General features: G+C 60.1%; 13 protein-coding genes. 9 read left to right on the forward strand and 4 right to left on the reverse strand.

What is annotated here, in order from left to right; translation table 11 throughout:
- Positions 1 to 37 precede the first annotated feature (37 nt).
- The 3 genes from ACC569_RS10610 to ACC569_RS10620 all read left to right on the forward strand — a co-directional run bounded on the left by ACC569_RS10610 (position 38) and on the right by ACC569_RS10620 (position 4,244).
- Positions 38 to 280, forward strand: a complete 243-nt coding sequence (locus ACC569_RS10610) for a hypothetical protein (RefSeq protein WP_372523498.1) — start codon at positions 38 to 40, stop codon at positions 278 to 280.
- Between the two features lie 40 nt (positions 281 to 320).
- Positions 321 to 845 carry an OsmC family protein gene (locus ACC569_RS10615; RefSeq protein ID WP_372523499.1) on the forward strand — a complete coding sequence of 175 codons (525 nt, stop codon included), beginning with the start codon at positions 321 to 323 and terminating at the stop codon, positions 843 to 845.
- A gap of 396 nt (positions 846 to 1,241) precedes the next feature.
- The gene (locus ACC569_RS10620) at positions 1,242 to 4,244 is read left to right on the forward strand and encodes a PAS domain S-box protein (RefSeq protein WP_372523500.1); all 3,003 of its coding nucleotides are present in this window, start codon (positions 1,242 to 1,244) and stop codon (positions 4,242 to 4,244) included.
- A gap of 10 nt (positions 4,245 to 4,254) precedes the next feature.
- Here ACC569_RS10620 and ACC569_RS10625 read toward each other — a convergent pair whose 3' ends face one another.
- Positions 4,255 to 5,850, reverse strand: a complete 1,596-nt coding sequence (locus ACC569_RS10625; RefSeq protein WP_372523501.1) for a glycoside hydrolase family 57 protein — start codon at positions 5,848 to 5,850, stop codon at positions 4,255 to 4,257.
- A 26-nt stretch (positions 5,851 to 5,876) separates the two neighbouring features.
- Positions 5,877 to 6,815: a DUF4912 domain-containing protein gene (locus ACC569_RS10630; protein ID WP_372523502.1), complete on the reverse strand. Its 939-nt coding sequence runs from the start codon at positions 6,813 to 6,815 to the stop codon at positions 5,877 to 5,879.
- Positions 6,816 to 7,077: 262 nt separating this feature from the next.
- Here ACC569_RS10630 and ACC569_RS10635 point away from each other — a divergent pair, with 262 nt between their 5' ends.
- The 3 genes from ACC569_RS10635 (at position 7,078) to hpf (ending at position 7,967) form a co-directional block, all read left to right on the forward strand.
- Positions 7,078 to 7,284 carry an SAP domain-containing protein gene (locus tag ACC569_RS10635; protein ID WP_372523503.1) on the forward strand — a complete coding sequence of 69 codons (207 nt, stop codon included), beginning with the start codon at positions 7,078 to 7,080 and terminating at the stop codon, positions 7,282 to 7,284.
- Positions 7,285 to 7,317: 33 nt separating this feature from the next.
- Positions 7,318 to 7,533 (forward strand): acetyltransferase, encoded by a 216-nt coding sequence (locus ACC569_RS10640; protein ID WP_372523504.1) that lies wholly within the window; start codon positions 7,318 to 7,320, stop codon positions 7,531 to 7,533.
- Between the two features lie 92 nt (positions 7,534 to 7,625).
- A complete protein-coding gene (gene hpf / locus ACC569_RS10645) occupies positions 7,626 to 7,967 on the forward strand; it encodes a ribosome hibernation-promoting factor, HPF/YfiA family (RefSeq protein WP_372523505.1) in 342 nt (113 codons plus the stop codon).
- Positions 7,968 to 7,969: 2 nt separating this feature from the next.
- Here the strand turns inward: hpf and glgA are convergent, their stop codons facing one another.
- Positions 7,970 to 9,430 (reverse strand): glycogen synthase GlgA, encoded by a 1,461-nt coding sequence (gene glgA / locus ACC569_RS10650; protein WP_372523506.1) that lies wholly within the window; start codon positions 9,428 to 9,430, stop codon positions 7,970 to 7,972.
- A 320-nt stretch (positions 9,431 to 9,750) separates the two neighbouring features.
- On the opposite strand from glgA, the gene glgC reads away from it, so the two are divergent.
- The 3 genes from glgC to malQ are packed head-to-tail and all read left to right on the forward strand — an operon-like array spanning position 9,751 to position 14,196.
- A complete protein-coding gene (gene glgC, locus ACC569_RS10655; protein ID WP_372523508.1) occupies positions 9,751 to 11,019 on the forward strand; it encodes a glucose-1-phosphate adenylyltransferase in 1,269 nt (422 codons plus the stop codon).
- A complete protein-coding gene (locus ACC569_RS10660) occupies positions 11,009 to 12,715 on the forward strand; it encodes a glycoside hydrolase (RefSeq protein WP_372523509.1) in 1,707 nt (568 codons plus the stop codon). Before glgC ends, ACC569_RS10660 begins: the two co-directional genes overlap by 11 nt.
- The gene (gene malQ, locus ACC569_RS10665; RefSeq protein ID WP_372523510.1) at positions 12,712 to 14,196 is read left to right on the forward strand and encodes a 4-alpha-glucanotransferase; all 1,485 of its coding nucleotides are present in this window, start codon (positions 12,712 to 12,714) and stop codon (positions 14,194 to 14,196) included. The genes ACC569_RS10660 and malQ overlap by 4 nt, the downstream gene beginning before the upstream one ends.
- A gap of 181 nt (positions 14,197 to 14,377) precedes the next feature.
- On the opposite strand, the gene glgP is transcribed toward malQ, so the two are convergent.
- Positions 14,378 to 16,633, reverse strand: a 2,256-nt coding sequence (gene glgP / locus ACC569_RS10670) for an alpha-glucan family phosphorylase (protein WP_372523511.1), incomplete at its 5' end; no start/stop codon positions are given.

The following is a 16,633-nucleotide window of genomic DNA, read 5'->3' on the forward strand; positions in this document are numbered from 1 at the left end:
CGGCTGATGTAACCCTGAAGCGCAAAGGCGACGAACCATGGCGAATGAACTGACTCCGGAAAAACTGACGACTGTCAGCAATGCCGTCTATTCGGGTAACAAGATCGAGGCGATAAAATTTTATCGCACCGCCACCGGCAAGGACCTCAAGGATTCAAAGGACGCCGTGGAAAAGCTGGCCGCCGAACTGGAGGCCAGGAACCCGCCATGTTCGCAAGACAGCGAAGGCAGAGTGGTTTATGGGCGACGCTGGTATTCTGGGGCGCGATCGCCGCGGTGATTGTTTACGTCGTGGTCAAGTGGGCCTGACAGGAGGTCGCGTGAAATCCGAAGAATTCAAGGCGCTGCAAAATCCGCTCAAGGAAAAATACCGCTCCGATCCGGCGACGGCTCGCGTGACCCTGCGCGCGAGTGGACGGCTCGGGGAGGGCGTGACCTGCAAGATCGATACCGGCAAGGCGATGGTCGAAGCAGGACTGCACCCGGCCACGGGCGGGAGCGGCATGGCAGCGTGTTCGGGTGACATGCTGCTCGAGTCGCTGGTGGCGTGCGCCGGCGTAACGCTGTCCGCCGTGGCCACGGCCTTGGGTATTCCGGTGCGCGATGCCACGGTGACGGCCGAGGGCGATCTCGATTTTCGCGGAACGCTCGCCGTCACGAAGGACGCCCGCGTCGGGTTCAAGGACATCCGTTTGCGTTTCGATGTTGACACGGATGCGAATCATGAGCAGCTCGTCACCTTGCTGCGACTGACGGAACGCTATTGCGTGGTTTATCAGACCTTGCTGCAGCCGCCCGATTTTAAAGTCGAGATGCGGTCGAGCGCGGGGATTGTTTACGCTTAAAATCTCAGCGCGACGCTGTTTACAGGAGGAATTGCCATGGCCAATAATGTGGTTCTTGAAACACTGCACCGCTCGGCAAGCGCTGCCTGTCATGCATGGTATTGACGCTGATTTTGTGTGCATTTCCCCGGCGTGGCTCTGGCATGGGCGGCTGTTAACCGCCTGAATTGGCCAGAAATAACCGCCACGAGCATTTTCTCTAGGCTAGTCCTGACTATTCCAGCCCAGTGATGACCTTGGTCAATACGGCTGCAACAGCGTACCTGATCAATATTGTGAACTATTCTTAGTCTTAACTTATCCGACTGCCACGTTCGGGCCAGCGCCTTTGCACTCCGCCCGTCTGACGTCCGAACGACAGCAGAGGTGCGTACCTCCATGGACCGGGAAGTCGTTATGCGCACTGACGCGCACACGCCGCAAAAGGCATGGCGAACACCGCTGCGCATTACCCTCGGCTATGCCGTATTCGCGGTACTGTGGATACTCACCTCCGACTGGGCGTTGTTCACCTTCGTGCCGAATCCGGCGTATCAGCCGATATTCAGCCAGCTGAAGGGTCTGGGTTTCGTCGCGGTGACCGGATTGTTCCTGTATCTGCTGTTGCGCGCGGGAGCCGTCACCGGGCCCGCCGCCGTATCCGATGCCGTGGACAGCCGCATTAACCGTCTGGCAAGCCCGCGATTTGTCCTCGGTGCGTTCATCGGTTTATCCGCCACGATTCTGATCACAAGCTACTTTGTGACCTCGCAGATCACCCGGCTTATCCGCGAGGAGAAGCTTGATGAGCTCAACGCCATGGCGGACCTCAAGGCGGATGAGATCGAGCGATGGATCGATGAGCGTTGGGGCGACGCAAGCGTGTTCGCCGGCGATCGCGGGTTCGGGGATCGTATCCACCGCTGGTTCGACCTCGGCGATAATGCTGAGCGTGACCGGGTCGTGACTCGCCTGCAGGCCGTAAGGTTCAGCAATGATTACGAATCGGTCCTGCTTTATGACGCGCGCGGCCGGCTGCGGTTGGAGGTGGGCGAGACGCACGGCAACAACCCGCGCCTTGAGCGGCTCGTGAACGAGGCGGTGAAGTCCCGCATAACGCAGTTCTCCGACCTTTATCGCGTCGTCCACAGACCCGACCACATACATCTCGATTTTGTCATGCCGTTGACGGCCGGCAGCCAAGACAAATTATTCATCGCCGGCGTCATTGTGCTGCGTGTCGATCCGAACCGGTACCTGTACGGTCAGATCCAGCGTTGGCCGTTGCAAGCCCAGAATGGCGAGACGCTGATCGTGCGCCGTGAGGGCGACGAGGTGATGTATCTGAGCAAGCTGCGATATCACCCGGGGAGCGGGCTCACGCTGCGAATGCCGGTCACGACGCCAGGTCTTCCGGCAGCCCAAGCGGTGCAAGGTGAGATCGGGACGTTCGAAGGAACCGACTACCGTGGCGTGTCGGTATTTTCGGTATTGCGGCCCATTTACGGTACGCCCTGGTACATGATCGCCGAGATCGATCGCGAGGAGGCGCTCGCGCCCATCCGCCAAGTGCAGCTTGTCTCCGCCACGATCACGCTCGTGGCGATCATGCTCGCCGGCTTGATGGTCGGACTCGGCTGGCGCCAGCAAGCGCGCAATTTCGCGCTGCAGCAGCGCATGCAGGAGGCTGAGAAACAAGCCCTCGTCAAACATTTCGAATACCTGTCGCACAATGCGAATGACCTGATCTTGCTGGCGGATGAGAGTCTGCATGTCGCTGAAATAAATGATCGGGCACATGATCTGATCGGTTACACGCGCGAAGAGATGATCGGAACGCCGCTGATCCAGTACCGGAGCAAGTCAGCCCGCGAGATGGCGACGGAGGATTACGCCCGTTTCAAGAGCGAAGGGCGCGCTCGTTACGAAACGACATTAAATCACCGGGACGGCAGCGAAGTGCCTATCGAGGTCAGTGCCGCGCGCGTCGAGGTTGACGGACAAAATTATTATCAGTTGGTTGTCCGCGATATCTCGGAACGCAAACGGCACGAAGCGCAATTGATGAAGGCGCGCGATTTCTACGTACGCATACTTGCTACCTTTCCCAATCCGATCTGGCGCGCCGGCACAGATGCCAAACGCGATTATTTCAATCAGGCATGGCTCAAGTTCACGGGTCGGGCGTTGGAACAGGAACTCGGCGACGGTCTGACGCAAGGCATTCATCCCAACGATTTGCAACGCTATGTCGATACATTCCTCAAGGCATTTCGTGCCCGCGAGCCTTTTCTGATGGAATATCGGTTGCGTCACTATAGCGGCGAGTACCGCTGGATTGCCGATCACGGCGAACCGATCCATGACCCGAACGGTACGTTCCTGGGATATATCGGCTCGTGCTACGACATTCACGACAGCCGCCTGCACGGGGAAAAGCTGGCCGCCGCCGCCGAGCAGTTTCAAGGCCTGGTGGAACAGTCGATCGCGGGGATCTTCATTATCGTTGACGGGCGTTTCGCTTATGTCAATCCGCGTCTGGCCGAGATCCTGGGCTATAAGCCTTCCGATCTCGTTGGTCGCGAGGTGACCGAGATCGTCATGGAACGCGACCGCGCAGCGTTAAGCGCAAACCTTGCGCGCTGCCTGAGCGGGGAGGAAGAGAGTCAGCTGCTGGCATATCTTTGCCGCCGCCGCGACGGGTCGACGGTCGATGTGGGTGCCCACATCAACCGAGCCAAGCATGGTGGGCAACCGGCGGTAATCGGCGTAGTGCAGGACATCAGCGACAAAAAGCGCGCCGAGGCCAGGATTCAGGACTACATCCAGAAACTGGAACGCGGCATGCTCGGCACCATCAAGGCCGTGTCGGTGATGAGCGAGTTGCGCGATCCTTATACCTACGGTCACGAGCAGCGCGTGGGTGATCTGTCCGGCGCCATCGCCGCCGAGATGGGCCTCGACGCCCAGGTGGTGAAGGGTCTGCAGATTGCGGGTTACGTGCACGACATTGGCAAGATCGTCGTGCCGGCCGAGATACTGGCCAAGCCCACGAAGTTGACCAAGGCCGAGTTCGAGCTGATCAAATCGCATCCGGAACAGGGCTACGAAGTGCTGAAGGATATCGATTTCCCCTGGCCGGTCGCGCAGGTGGCGTTGCAGCACCATGAACGCCTCGACGGCAGCGGATATCCGCAGGGGCTGAAGGGTGACCAAATTCTTCTCGAGGCGCGGATTCTGGCGGTCGCTGACGTGGTGGAGGCCATGGCGGCACACCGTCCCTATCGCGCGAGCCTGGGTATAGACGCAGCGCTCGAGGAAGTCCGCAAGTATCGTGGCGTTAAATATGACTCTGCCGCCGTGGACGCGTGCGTGCGCCTGTTCCACGAGCGCAGTTATGCCTTGAAGACGGTGCTTTGAGGTACTTTACCTAGAGCCAGGGACGCGTCTGAAATATCCGGTAATCCATGTCCGGAAACAGACTGTCACGCGCGCTGACTTCCCGCAGGTAATTCTCATCGTAGTGGCCGGATTCAACCATGCCCGCGAGGCGGTTGAAGCGATGGATGTGGGTTTTGAAGCGCCGCACGGCGTATTCCACGCTGGTTCCGGTTTTCATGATGAACGGCCAGTCGCTCGATTGCGCCAGCAGCAGCTCGCGCGCGGTTTGATCCAGCGCCCAGCGCAGTAAACCATCCGCGTCGGGAAAACGCTGCACCAGCGTACTCATGCGCTCGGCGGCGGCATGCAGGTGCGGATAAATCCAGTCGTTGGAACCGTTTAGCCACACTTCGTGAAACCCGCCCGCGCCCCAACTGCACTCGGGCGGCGAGACCGGTTGCAGATCGCCGAAGCGGTCGAGATATTCCGACGGCGTGATGGTTTTTATATCGTTCTGGTCGTAAGCGATCTTGCGCAGCAGGAAATCTATCCACTGCGGACCCTCGAACCACCAGTGGCCGAAAAGCTCGGCGTCGTACGGCGCGAGGATGATCGGCGGACGGTCGAAAAACGACGCCAGCCAACCGACTTGCATCTGGCGGTTGAACATGAAGTGCCCCGCGTGTTCCGACGCGCGCTCGCGCGCCCAGCCGGGGTGATACGGTTCTTTCCAGGCGGTCTTGCCGGTGATGCGGTGATACTTCAGGCCGGTGAAGGTCGAAATGCCGGCGTGGCGCAGTTTCGTGATGTGCGGATCGTGCACGTCGAACCCGGCATCGCGATAGAACTCACGGTAGATGGAATCGCCCGGGTAGCCTTCCTCCGCGGCCCACACCTGTTTGCTCGATTCGTAGTCGCGCGCGAACGCCGCCGGGCCGGCGGGCGTGCGAATCGGGCGATGCACGCCGTACTTCGGTCGCGGGTCGGCGTTGAGCAGGCCGTGCGAATCCAGAATGAAATATTCGATGCCGAATTCGCGCAGCAAACGGTCCACGCCCGGCTTGTAGCCGCACTCCGGCAGCCAGATGCCGCGCGGGCGCCGGCCAAGGATGCGCTGATGCGTGCGCACCGCCATCGAGAGCTGGGCGTAGAGGCTTTCTTCGTTGACCGCGAGCAGCGGGAAATAGCCGTGGGTGGCGCCGCAGGTGAGGATGTCGAGGTAGCCGGCTTCCAGCAGGCGGCGGAACGCCTGCGTGACGTCGAGGCGATCCTGCTCGACGAAGCGGCGGCGCAGGCGCGTGTACAAGTCGGTGTAGAACTGCACCACTGGGTGAAAATACGCATCGTGCTCGGTGCGGCGGCGCTCGCCCTTCAGCGCTTCGAGTCGCTCGTCGAGATAACGCACGTAACGCTGCTGCAACAGCGGGTCGGTCATCATCGAGAGCAGGGTGGGCGTGAGCGACATCGTCACGCGGAAGTGCGCGCCGTGCGACGCGAGCCCCTCGAAGACGTTGAGCAACGGCAGGTAGGTTTCGGTGAGCGCCTCGAAGAACCAGTCTTCTTCGAGGAAGCGATTGTGTTCCGGATGGCGCACGAACGGCAGGTGCGCGTGCAGGACGAGCGCGAGGTAGCCTTTGGGATCCATGATCAGCCGGGAGCGGGTGCGAGCCTTTATTTATGCGGGCTGCTGACGTTACCCGGCCAGGCGAGACGCTCGGAGGAGGGCGCCGGAACCGTGCCGCCCGGACTGCTGATCGAAGCGGCCCAGCCCAGGCGCCCCGCGCGCACGAAGCCGCCGGCGCGCCGATACATGGCGCGGAATTGTTTTTCGCTCACCCACCACAGGCGATCGGTGCGCTCGGAGGCGTGCAGGCTCGGGATGCGCGCGATGCCGCGGCGGGTGGCGGTGACAAAACTTCCGTCCGGTTCGTAATAGCCGAGCTGCAAATAAACCGCGCCGGCATCGGCGGATTCATCGAGATGGAAATACCAGTGGCCGCGTTCGTGCGGCAGGGAGATTTCCTCGATGATTTCAAAGGCATCGCGGACGATGCGTCCCAGCCGCAGCTTGAGCGATTGGGAATTTGGCAAGGTGTTCGGTGGAATGACCCAATATCCGTGCAGCACGCCCGGTTTCTGCGGCAGCAGGCAAAGCGTTGCCTCGGTGACCGGTGGCAGATTATCGATATCTTCGCCGAGATCGGCCGCCACCGCGGGTGGAGCGACGCTGCCGGGCAGGACCGTCGCGTACTTAGCGCTTTCAACCTGCTCTTCTTCGGCGGACTGGTGGGAGATGTCGCCCGCCCATTCCCATTGGGGTACCGGCGCGGGCGGAGCCACTGTCGGCGCCTTGGTTCGTGCGCGAACCGCAGCCGGTTTCTTTTTCTCGCGGGTGAGCGCCGATTTAGCCGGATTTCGTGCCGCTTTGGATTTTGTCGCAGATGTATTTTTCGTGGATGTTGTTTTTTCCAGTTTTTTTGCGGCCGCTGGATTCCGCGAGTCGCTTCCGGTCAGCAGGCGTTCAAGCTCGCTGCGGGAGATTTTTGAATATCCCTTGAGGCCACGGGCGCGGGCCTGGGCGCGAAGTTCGGTGAGGTTTTTGGTCTTCATAGAGACACCCATTGCTTGCAGGGTCACGGCAAAGCGAGATCGGAAAATTATATTCGTCGGTCACCGCCATCCTTTCATTCCCGGCCGGAATTGTAAAGACCCTGGGCTGAAAACGGGATTGAACGGCTGACATATGGCGTTGTCAGTACAGATGTGATTTATTGACATCGGTCAAAGTCGGACCGCGCCTGCGGCGTCATGATTTTGTCAATCGTGCAGGCGTATCTTTGGAACTTCTTACATTTCTCAAGGAGGCGAAATCATGAAAATCCAGAGAATACGCGAGATTGCCCGTGAACGCGGCCTGCAGCCGGGCAAGGCCGAAAAAGAAGAGTTAATCAAGGCAATCCAGAGGCAGGAGGGAAATTTCGACTGTTTCGCTACCGCTTACGATGGTATGTGCGATCAAACCGGTTGCCTGTGGCGCGAGGATTGTTTTGCTAGCGCCAGGAGCGGCAAAAATTCCTGACTTTGGCTGTGGGAGGTGGAACGCGGAGGTGCCATGTTTTTGATGCATAAACCCAGCGGCGATATTGTTGAAGTGATGGACCTCGAAGCCCTGTTTGATCCATTCAGGATCGAAGTCGAGGGACGATTTCACGCCGGCGAGGAAATGCAGGACCCGACCGGCTTCCGCAAGTCCGACATGCTGTTCCTCTCCGGTGAACATATGCCGCGCTGCTGGGTGGACCCGCATTACAAGGAGCGAAGGATTTAAAATCAGCGTATGCTTTTGTCATTCAAGACGTCAATTCAGCGCAGAGAGTCACTGTTGCCCAATCAACAATGCATCAAAGGGGGAGCATGATTATGCAGATTCCGTTACAGGTAACCTTGAAGGACATGCCGCAATCCGAAGCGGTGGAATCCCGCATCCGTGAAAAGGCCGACAAGCTAGGCCGCTTTTACGACCGGATCAACAGTTGCCGGGTGGTGGTGGAATCGCCACAGCGGCACCAGCACCAGGGAAAACTCTACAGCGTGCGCATCGACCTCACCGTCCCGGGCGCCGAATTGGTGGCGAACCGCGCCCAGGATGAAGATGTCTATGTCGCCATTCGCGATGCCTTTGTCGCCATTACCCGTCAACTGGAAGATTTCGCACGGCGCCAACGCGGTAATGTGAAGACACATGCCGCGCCAAGCGGCTGACGTCAGCGTTTTTTCCCGCGCACGAGCCGTAGGTAAAGTCTCAGATATTGGGCGGCGCTGCGACGCCAGGTGAAATCGTGACGCATGCCGGTGCGCATCATTTGTTTCCACCGGCGGGTGTTTTTCTGCAAGGCGAGGGCGCGGTCCACGGCCGCGAGAAGTGCCCCCACGCGTTTCTCCTCGAGCACGACCCCTGTGGCTTTCCCGGCTTTAAGATTCGCTTCGCCGGCATCCACCACGGTGTCGGCCAGCCCGCCGACATGCCGCACGATCGGGATGGTCCCGTAGCGCAGGCTGTAGAGCTGATTCAGTCCGCACGGCTCGAAGCGCGACGGCATCAGGAACATATCCGCCCCGGCCTCGATCATATGCGCCAGGCGCTCGTCATAACCGATATGAACCGCCAGGCGCCCGGGATAACGCGCCGCCTGTGCGCGCAACGCCGCCTCATAGCTGGCCTCGCCCGAGCCGAGTATCACGAGCTGCAGCGGCCGGTGCATGAGCCCGGGCAGCGTATCGAGAATCAGGTCAATGCCTTTTTGCTGCACCAGTCTTCCCACCATGCCGATCAAGCTTGTCTGCGTTTCCCCGGGCAGGCCGAATTCCTTTTGCAGCGCGAGCTTGTTGGGCAGCTTGTCTTGCAGGCGGCGCGCGGAATAGGGTTTGGCGATAAACGGATCACGGGCCGGATCCCACTCCTCGCCGTTTATGCCGTTCAGGATTCCTGACAACCGTCCCGCGCGGCGACGCAGCAACCCGTCCAGACCGCTTCCGAATTCCGGCGTTTGGATTTCGCGTGCGTAGGTGGGGCTCACGGTGGTCAGACGGTCGGCAAAGACGAGTCCGCCTTTGATAAACGACAACTGGCCGTGAAATTCCAGGGCGTCAGGCGACCAGAGCGAAGCAGGAAGACCCAGCGCTGTAAAGCTTTCGTGGGGAAACAAACCTTGATAGGCCAGGTTGTGAATGGTGAAAACCGTGGCCGGCCGACTTTTTTTCGGCGCCAGCAGCGCGGGCACCAGACCCGTTTGCCAGTCGTGACAATGCACGACATCGGGCCGCCATTTGAGCCGGGTACGGCCGAGTGCGAGCGTGACCGCCACGTGCGCCAGCAGCGCAAAGCGCATGGCGTTGTCCGGCCAGGGTTGGCCCAGGGAGTCGAGATAGGGATTGCCGGGCCGGTCGTAGGCCGGGGGGAAATCGACAAGCCAGGTGATCAATGGAGTGCCGGGAAGCCGGCCTTCCAGAATCCGGACCGGCGCGCCGAGACCGGGAACCGTCAACTTCGCGACGGTTTTGAGCCGGCCGGCGCGTGCCACGGCATCATGGTAGGCGGGCAGCAGCAGGCGCACGTCGGCGCGCAAGGATTGCAGCGCGACCGGCAGGCTGCCGGCGACGTCGCCGAGCCCGCCGGTTTTGATCAGCGGATGGGCTTCGCTTGCGACAAAAAGTATATTGGTCAAGTTCTATCTGGTTCGATAACGGTTATTTCGGTGACGCCTGCTAGTGTATTTGAATTCGCGGCGTTGTGGTAAATTCTGAAACGGAGACAACAGAAAATTCATGCGCACCGCGGTTATTGATCCGGTACGATTTTTATCTAACGGTGGCTTGGGCATTGTATATTCCTCTGCCGTGGCTGCCGCGAAAGCGCCGGATCGATAACATTAAATTGACGGATAATTGAGGCGGCAAGGTGGCCGACCCGGTGGCCGTGGTGACGTTTTAATGTGGCGGCATCCAGGTTGATTCAGGCCGCCTCAATAATCAAGGGAGCGCAACCATGATTCAGGACACTGCCACACGCCATATCACGCGCCTGACGCGCGACACTTTGGCCCTGGTACTTGCCGGCGGTCGCGGTTCACGCCTGAAACATCTCACCTTGTGGCGCGCCAAACCGTCCGTCCCGTTTGGCGGCAAGTTCCGTATCGTCGACTTCCCATTGTCCAACTGCATGAACTCCGGTATTCGGCGCGTGGGCGTGCTGACCCAGTACAAGGCGCATTCGCTCATCAAGCACATCCAGCGAGGCTGGGGATTCCTGCGCGGCGAGCTCGGCGAATTTGTCGAGCTGCTGCCGGCGCAGCAGCGCATCGAAACCTCGTGGTACACCGGCACGGCGGACGCGGTGTACCAGAATCTCGACATCCTGCGCAATCACGACCCGAGCTATGTCCTGATTCTAGCCGGGGATCATATTTACAAAATGGACTATGGCGCCATGATTGTGCATCACGTCGAAAGCGGTGCCGATGCCACGGTCGCCTGTGTTGAAGTGCCGGTTGAACGCTCTCGCGAGTTTGGGGTGATGCAAGTGGATGGACATCACCGGATCGTGGGTTTCCAGGAGAAACCGGAAATACCGGAATCTTTGCCGGGCCGCCCCGATACGGCGCTGGCTTCCATGGGTATCTATGTGTTCAACACCAAGTTCCTGTATGAACAACTCATCCGCGACGCCGACTCGCGCGAGTCGGCGCATGATTTCGGAAAAGACATCATTCCTTCGATTATCCAATCGTACCGCGTGATGGCTTACCCGTTCCGCGACCCGCTCACGGGCAAGCAACCTTACTGGCGTGACGTGGGGACCGTGGATGCGTTCTGGGAGGCGAATATCGAGCTGGTCGACGTTACGCCCGAGCTCAATCTTTATGATGACGAATGGCCGATCTGGACTTATCAGGAACAACTGCCGCCGGCCAAGTTCGTGTTCAATGACGACGACCGGCGCGGCATGGCGGTGGATTCGATGGTTTCAGGCGGATGTGTCATTTCGGGTTCAAAGGTGCGTCATTCGCTGCTGTTTTCAAACGTCAAGGTGCATTCCTTCTGCGAGATCGCCGACTCGGTGGTTTTGCCCGGTGCCGTCATTCAGCGCCACTGTCGCCTGAAGAATGCGATCATCGACAGGGGATGCCTGATTCCCGATGGAATGATCATCGGAGAAAATTTGCAGGAAGACACCAGGCGCTTTTACGTGACCCCACGCGGGGTAGTGCTGGTGACAGCCGAAATGCTCGGTCAGGAGCTGCATCATGTCCGGTGAAGCGCGCCTCAAAGTCGTGCTGTGCTGGCACATGCACCAGCCGCAGTATCGCGATCTGGTGAGCGGCACGTCGTATCTGCCCTGGACCTACCTGCACACGATCAAGGATTACGTGGACATGGCGGCGCACCTCGAGGCCGTGCCGGCGGCACGCGCCGTGGTCAATTTCGCGCCGCTGTTGCTCGAACAGATTGAAGACTATGCACGACAGGTGGATGGATTCCTGACCAACAGCCTGCCGATCCGCGATTCGCTTCTGGCGGCGCTGGTGAGCCCGGCGTTGCCGCCGTCGGACGAGCAGCGCATTTCGCTCATCAAGGCCTGCCTGCGCGCCAACGAATTGCGCGTCATCGGTCGTTTTCCCGCCTACCGCCGGCTCGCCGACATGGCCGCCTGGGTTTTGCCGCATCCGGAGGCGATGCGATACCTGAACAACCAGTTTCTCACCGATCTCCTCGTGTGGTATCACCTCGCCTGGCTCGGTGAAACCGTGCGCCGCGGCGATGTGCGCGTGAAACGCCTGCTCGACAAGAACACCGGCTACACGCTGCATGACCGGCGGGAACTGCTGACCGTGATCGGCGAACTGCTGTCAAACGTGATCGCCCGCTATGCGCACCTGGCCTCCCGCGGGCAGGTGGAGCTTTCGGTGACGCCTTACGCTCATCCGATTTTGCCGCTGTTGCTCGACTTCAAGTGCGCGCGAGAGGCCATGCCCAAGGCGCCGCTGCCTCTGTTGCCGCAGTATCCCGGCGGGGAAGAACGGGCACGCTGGCATATCCGCGAAGGTATCGAGACGTTCCGTCGTCATTTTGGTTTCGTCCCGGCCGGTTGCTGGCCATCGGAAGGCGCGGTGAGCACGGCTTCACTGAAATTACTGGCGGAGGCGGGTTTTCGCTGGGCCGCGAGTGGCGAGAGCGTGTTGCACAACAGTCTTGTCGATTCCGGCGCCAAGGCGGACGGCGTGAAAGATGCCTGGCTCTACCGTGCCTATTCGGTGGCGGACAGCGGCCTGAACTGCTTTTTCCGCGATGACGGATTGTCGGATCTGATCGGCTTCAACTACGCCACATGGCATGCCGATGATGCCGTGAGCAATCTCGTGCACCATCTTGAAGAGATCGCGCAACGTTGCAACGGCCATCCCGAGCACGTGGTCTCGATCATCATGGACGGCGAAAATGCCTGGGAGCATTATCCGGAGAACGCCTATTATTTTCTGCACGCGCTCTATCGCCGCCTGTCGGAACATCCGAAAATCGAATTGACCACATTCTCGGATTGCCTCAAAACCAAGCCGGAGAAATCACTGCAAACGCTCACCGCCGGTTCATGGGTGTACGGTACGCTGTCCACCTGGATCGGCGAGCCGGACAAAAACCGCGGATGGGACATGCTGGGCGACGCCAAGCGCGCCTTCGATGCCGCCGCCGGCCGCCTCGACGCCGCGCATCTCGATCGCGCGACCCGGCAGCTCGCGGTGTGCGAGGGTTCGGACTGGTTCTGGTGGTTCGGCGGCGACAATCCGGCGGCGACGGTGGCCGATTTCGAAAGCCTCTACCGCCAGCACCTGACGAATCTTTATCAACTGATCGCCGCTGAGCCGCCGGAGTATCTGTCGCAGGTATTCACGCACGGCGGCGGCGCGCCAGTGCACGGCGGTGCCATGCGCCCCGGCCAGCTTTCCAGCGGATGATTCCCGCGGTGCTGGAGCGCCGGCGCGCCGGCGTACTGCTGCATCCCACCTCGCTGCCGGGCGGCATCGGCAACGGCGATCTCGGCGCGGATGCGCACCGGTTCGTGGATTTTCTGGGACAGGCCGGGTTCACCGTGTGGCAAATGTTGCCGCTCGGGCCGCCGCACCGCGACGGTTCACCCTATCGCTCGTTGTCGTTGCACGCCGGCAATCCCATGCTCATCAGTCTGGAACGTCTGGTGGAATGGGGCTGGCTGGATGCCGGCAATCCAGCCAGTTCGGAGAATCCGGTGGGTTATCGTCTCAAGCGTCTCGCGCAGGCGCACCGGATTTTCACGCAGCGCGCTTCCGTTTCCGACCAGCAGGTCTTCGAGGCCTTCATCAATGTGGAGGCGTACTGGCTGGACGATTATGCGCTTTACCGCGTATTACGCCGGGAATATTCCGGACGGGCCTGGTATCAATGGCCGGCGCCGCTGCGCGACCGCGAGCCGCAGGCACTGGCGGAAGCGCGCGTGCGCTTTATCGATGAGATTGCGCAGGTATTCTTCGAGCAGTTTGTGTTTGCCCGCCAATGGCAGGCATTGCGGGCGCATGCCAACGAACGTAATGTGCTGCTGTTTGGCGACATGCCCATTTTTGTGGCGCACGACAGCGTGGATGTCTGGACCCAGCGTGAATATTTCATCCTCGATGCCGAAGGCCAGCCGACCGTGGTCGCCGGCGTGCCGCCGGATTATTTTTCGGAGCAGGGGCAACGCTGGGGCAATCCGCTGTACCGCTGGGAGCGCATGCAGGCGGACGGTTTCCGCTGGTGGATCGCGCGGCTTACCACCGAGTTCAGGCGTTTCGACCTGTTGCGCGTGGATCACTTTCGCGGTTTCGAGGCCTGTTGGGAAATTCCGGCGACGGAAGACACCGCGATCAACGGCCGCTGGGTGAAGGTTCCGGGCGAGGCGTTATTTGAAGCCCTGAAGACGTATTTCGGCGCGCTGCCGGTGGTGGCCGAGGATCTCGGTCTCATCACCCCGGAAGTCTACGCGCTGCGTGACCGGTTTGATTTGCCGGGCATGAAAATTCTGCAATTCGCCTTTGACAGCGGGCCGGATAATCCCTATCTGCCGCACAACCACCGCGTGGCGAGCGTGGTCTATACCGGCACGCATGACAACGACACGACACTGGCGTGGTTCGAGAATCTGCCGGCGGAAACACAATTACGCGTCGTGGAATACCTCGGCTATCCACACGAGTCGATGCCATGGCCGCTTATCCGCTCCGCCTTCGCATCGGTATCGCAGCTGGCGATTATTCCCATGCAGGACGTGTTGGCGCTCGGGCGCGGATACCGCATGAACACGCCGGGCACGACGGAGGGGAACTGGCGCTGGCGTTTTGCCTGGGAGCAATTGCCGCCCGACCTGATGGAGCGCCTGCGGCGGATGGCGCGACTGTACGGTCGGGAAATTAAACAGACATGAAAAAATGATTTAAGGAAGTTCTGATTAATTAATTTGAACCGCCAAGAAATTCTATATTGCGGCCCGGGGCGCAATAGAAATCGTTGCACCCGTTCGGCGGCGCGAATGTTCACTGAACATTCGCGGGAACTCCGCCTCACCCTTGGCGGTTAAGAGCATTATTCAGAGTTTCCTTAGATAATTACAGCCAGATCATATACCCCGATTCGAAGCGATGGGACATGGTGGGATGGAACGGAAATATCCGGATCTTGTAATACTGCAGGCCCGGCAGCCGCGGGTAGAGATCGAGCCTGAACAGCGTTTCGCCCGATTCGTCATGTGATTCCACCGTGAAGATGTGGCTGTCCAGACGGGTGAACTCGCCGTTTTCCGACTCGTGTCCCACGAGACACTCCACGAGGACGTCTTCCGGGTGCAGGCCGTTCAGACGTGCGGACACGCGCAGCGAAAATACCTGGCCGGAACGGATTTCAGACGGACCACCGTCCACACGCCGCAGGCTGATGTTCGGCCAGCTCTGATCGAGACGCTTGCGCCACGTGGCGATTTCCTTGGCGCGCGCGTACTGGTTGCCCATCATCATGAGGCGCTGGCGTTTCGCGGGCGCGTAATAGTTGCGCACGTAGTCCATGACCATGCGCTGGGAATTGAAACGCGGGATCAGCGACTTCATGGAATGCTTCGATTTCCTGACCCACCCGTCCGAATAGCCGTGGCCGTTGCGCGCGTAATAAAGCGGAATCACCTGTTTTTCGAGGATATCGAGCAGTTCCTGGCCTTCCTCGCGGTCGCGGTAGACGCTGTCGTACTGCGGTCCGTGCGGCGTGATCGCCCAGCCGTTCTCGCCGTTGTAGCCCTCGCCCCACCAGCCGTCGAGCACGCTCAGGTTGATGACGCCGTTGATACCAGCTTTTTCGCCCGAGGTGCCGCTCGCTTCCATGGGATATTCCGGCGTGTTCAACCACACGTCCACGCTGCTGACGAGTTTGCGCGCCAGCGCCAGATCGTATCCCTCGAGCAGGACGATCTTGCCTTCGAATTCCGGACGGCGCGAGTACTCGTGAATAACCTGGATCAAATGTTGTGCCGGCAGGTCGTGCGGATGCGCCTTGCCGGCGAAGATCAGCAGCACGCGGCGTTTGGGGTCGTTGAACAGGCGCGCCAGGCGCACCGGATCGGAGAACAGCAGCGTGGCGCGCTTGTAGGTGGCGAAGCGGCGCGCGAAGCCCACCGTGAGCACATCGGCGTCCTGCGGCATGAGGTATTGCGTGTAGCGTTCGATCAGCGCCTCACTCGTGCCGTTGCGTCGGTGCTGCAGGACCACACGGCGTTTTACTTCCGCGAGCATTTCCGACTTCAGCGACTGGCGTAGACTCCAGAAGCTGTGGTCGGGAATGTCGTCAATGTGCTTCCAAAAATCCTCGTTGAGCAATTCATTGCGCCAGCCGCTGCCAAAGCGCATGTCGAAGAGGTTCGTCCATTCGCGCGCCAGGAATGTCGGCACGTGCACGCCGTTGGTGATATGGCCCATCGGATTTTCTTCCGGCGGTATCTGCGGCCAGATATAGGCGGCCATGCGTGCGGCCACCTCGCCGTGAATGCGCGACACGCCGTTGCGGAAGCGCGAACAACGCAGTGCGAGCGCGGTCTGGTTGAACCCGCCCTGGCTGCTCGGACTCGATCCGAGCCCCAGAAAGTGGTTCATGTCGATGCCAAGCTGCTTCACGAAATCGGAGAAATAAGTGCTCATCATGTGATGATCGAAGATATCGTGTCCAGCCGGCACCGGGGTGTGGGTCGTGAAGATGGTGTTGGTGGCCACGAACTCGAAGGCGCTGTCGAAATCCAGGCCCAGGGCGACGTGTTCGCGGCAACGTTCGAGCACCATGAAGGCGGCATGCCCTTCGTTGATGTGCCACACCGTTGGCTTGAGTCCGACGGCCTGCACGGCGCGCACCCCGCCGATGCCGAGCACGATTTCCTGCTGGATGCGCGTGTTGCTGTCGCCGCCGTAAAGCTGGTAGGTGATGCGGCGGTCGGCCTCGGCGTTTTCCGGCAGATCGCTGTCCAGCAAGTAGAGGGAGATATGGCCCGCCTTGGCCTTCCAGACCTTGAGCATGACGCGCCGGCCGGACATGTCGACCTGCACATGGATTTCCTTGCCATCGGCGTCAATCGCCGGAAAGATCGGCAGGTCGCCGAAGTGGGTGGGCGCATAATGCGCCACCTGGTTGCCGTGCGCGTCGATGGTCTGGGTGAAATAGCCCTGTCGGTAAAGCATGCCGACCGCGACGAAGGGAATATTCAGGTCGCTGGCCGCCTTGCAATGGTCGCCGGCGAGGATGCCAAGGCCGCCGGAGTAAATCTGGAAGCTTTCGTGGAAGCCGAACTCGGCGCAGAAATAGGCGACCAGATCCTCGCTCGGATCGAGATA

Origin of the sequence: Sulfuricaulis sp. (assembly GCF_041499725.1) — a bacterium.
Lineage (GTDB): Bacteria > Pseudomonadota > Gammaproteobacteria > Acidiferrobacterales > Sulfurifustaceae > Sulfuricaulis.

Excerpts from the sequence above, each read along its gene's own strand:
- ACC569_RS10610 (WP_372523498.1), top strand. The coding sequence starts at position 38 with ATGGCGAATGAACTGACTCCGGAAAAACTGACGACTGTCAGCAATGCC.
- ACC569_RS10620 (WP_372523500.1), top strand. The coding sequence starts at position 1,242 with ATGCGCACTGACGCGCACACGCCGCAAAAGGCATGGCGAACACCGCTG.
- ACC569_RS10625 (WP_372523501.1), bottom strand. The coding sequence starts at position 5,850 with ATGGATCCCAAAGGCTACCTCGCGCTCGTCCTGCACGCGCACCTGCCG.
- ACC569_RS10630 (WP_372523502.1), bottom strand. The coding sequence starts at position 6,815 with ATGAAGACCAAAAACCTCACCGAACTTCGCGCCCAGGCCCGCGCCCGT.
- ACC569_RS10635 (WP_372523503.1), top strand. The coding sequence starts at position 7,078 with ATGAAAATCCAGAGAATACGCGAGATTGCCCGTGAACGCGGCCTGCAG.
- ACC569_RS10640 (WP_372523504.1), top strand. The coding sequence starts at position 7,318 with ATGTTTTTGATGCATAAACCCAGCGGCGATATTGTTGAAGTGATGGAC.
- hpf (WP_372523505.1), top strand. The coding sequence starts at position 7,626 with ATGCAGATTCCGTTACAGGTAACCTTGAAGGACATGCCGCAATCCGAA.
- glgC (WP_372523508.1), top strand. The coding sequence starts at position 9,751 with ATGATTCAGGACACTGCCACACGCCATATCACGCGCCTGACGCGCGAC.
- ACC569_RS10660 (WP_372523509.1), top strand. The coding sequence starts at position 11,009 with ATGTCCGGTGAAGCGCGCCTCAAAGTCGTGCTGTGCTGGCACATGCAC.
- malQ (WP_372523510.1), top strand. The coding sequence starts at position 12,712 with ATGATTCCCGCGGTGCTGGAGCGCCGGCGCGCCGGCGTACTGCTGCAT.